The 1,554-nt window shown below is 46.5% G+C and carries 2 protein-coding genes; both read left to right on the plus strand.

The genetic code is table 11. From position 1 onward, the window contains the following. Positions 1–1,059: hypothetical protein (locus tag ACFQ03_RS25840; protein WP_379291898.1), on the plus strand; the 1,059-nt coding region annotated here is incomplete at its 5' end. 22 nt (positions 1,060–1,081) lie between these two features. Beyond that, positions 1,082–1,554: hypothetical protein (locus tag ACFQ03_RS25845; RefSeq protein ID WP_379291900.1), on the plus strand; the 473-nt coding region annotated here is incomplete at its 3' end.

Raw genomic sequence — 1,554 nt, forward strand, 5'->3', positions numbered from 1 at the left:
TACTTTGACGGAGGTTTTCTAATGCCTTTGCCTAAAAATCGAATTGTTCCCGAGAGAAAAATATACTATCGACCTGAGCTTGAGCGTTGTCTCCATTGTGGTTCGAAATTGAAACGTAGCCACACAGCATGGAAGAAAAATATTGCGACTCTTTCCGGTGTTATTCAAGTATGGAGCATGGCATATGTCTGCTCCAACTCTAACTGCGCCTACCCTAAGACATACTACAGATCAGCTGAAGCAGATTCCTTGTGCATGAAACATACATCATACGGCTTCGATGTATTGGCTCTCGTCGGGCAATTACGGTTTAAGCATCACATGACCATTGCAGAAATCACCCAAGAACTTAATGAACGCGGTGTCGCTACTTCTGAGCGAAACTCACAAAGATTGTACGAGCGGTACGTCACTTTACTGCGCTCTAGCGTCACAGACCATGTGAAATCCGTCCTCAAACAAGTTGCTGAAGAACACGGAGGAATTATGATCTCCATGGATGGCGTTCAACCCGAGAAAGGAAACGAGACGCTCTATGTGATCCGTGAAGTGTTTAGCGGGACGATTCTTGTCGCGAAAAGCGTGAAGAGCAGCTCGTCGGAAGAACTGAAAGAACTTATTCAGCCTGTCATTGATCTTGGCTTCCGTATCATTGGAATTGTCACGGACGGACAGCAATCTATACGTCTTGCAATGGAGTCGCTGCTCCCAGAGGTGCCGTACCAATATTGTCAGTACCACTACTTAAAAGACATCGCTAAGCCAGTAGTGGAGCTTGACCGGAAGCTGAAAACCGGCATTAAGAAAAGTCTTCGCGGAATCCGCGACATCGAAAGAAAATTAGACAAAGACGAATCGCCGGAAAACGAAGTAGTGAAAGACTATTTGGCGGCGATCCGTTCTGTACTACTGGAGGACGGTAATCCACCGTTAGACTTACCCGGAGTGCGAATTTACGAAAACGCCCAGGCCATTCAGACATCGCTTCAAAATTGCCTGGATAAAAAAGGGGCCCTCTCTGCTCCAGAACGTTTTCAGAATATTCAACAAACTGAATGAGTTCCATCAACTCTATGAAGAAGTGAAACGCTGGTCACGTCCTCTGCATCACGCCGCTAACATCTTGAATCCAGACATTGACCAAACGAGTGAATCGGTGCGACTCCACATGCGATGTTTGATGCAATGGTTGGAGCAAACATACACCAAAGAGCACGACCGCCCAATGGTCACTAACTTCAAGAGTTACACCAACGGATTCTGGAAAGGACTCTTTACTTGTTACGATCACCCTCATGTTCCTCGAACAAATAACGATCATGAGCGATTTTTCCGACGGACAAAGACACGTCATCGACGAATGACGGGACTCAGAAGCTGGAACGAGTACATCATGCGGTCCGGTGAGTTTGTTGTATTTGTCGATGATGCTCTCCGGCAAACCGATGTGTTGAATAGGCTCCAAAGCGTTAGCTACGAAGTGTTCCACGCTGAACGACAACGTTGGGCTAGACGCCTTGAAGAAACAACAAAGCGCAGAAGATTTAGACGGAA

This window comes from Paenibacillus residui (assembly GCF_042677205.1).
Taxonomy (GTDB): Bacteria; Bacillota; Bacilli; order Paenibacillales; family NBRC-103111; genus Paenibacillus_L; species Paenibacillus_L residui.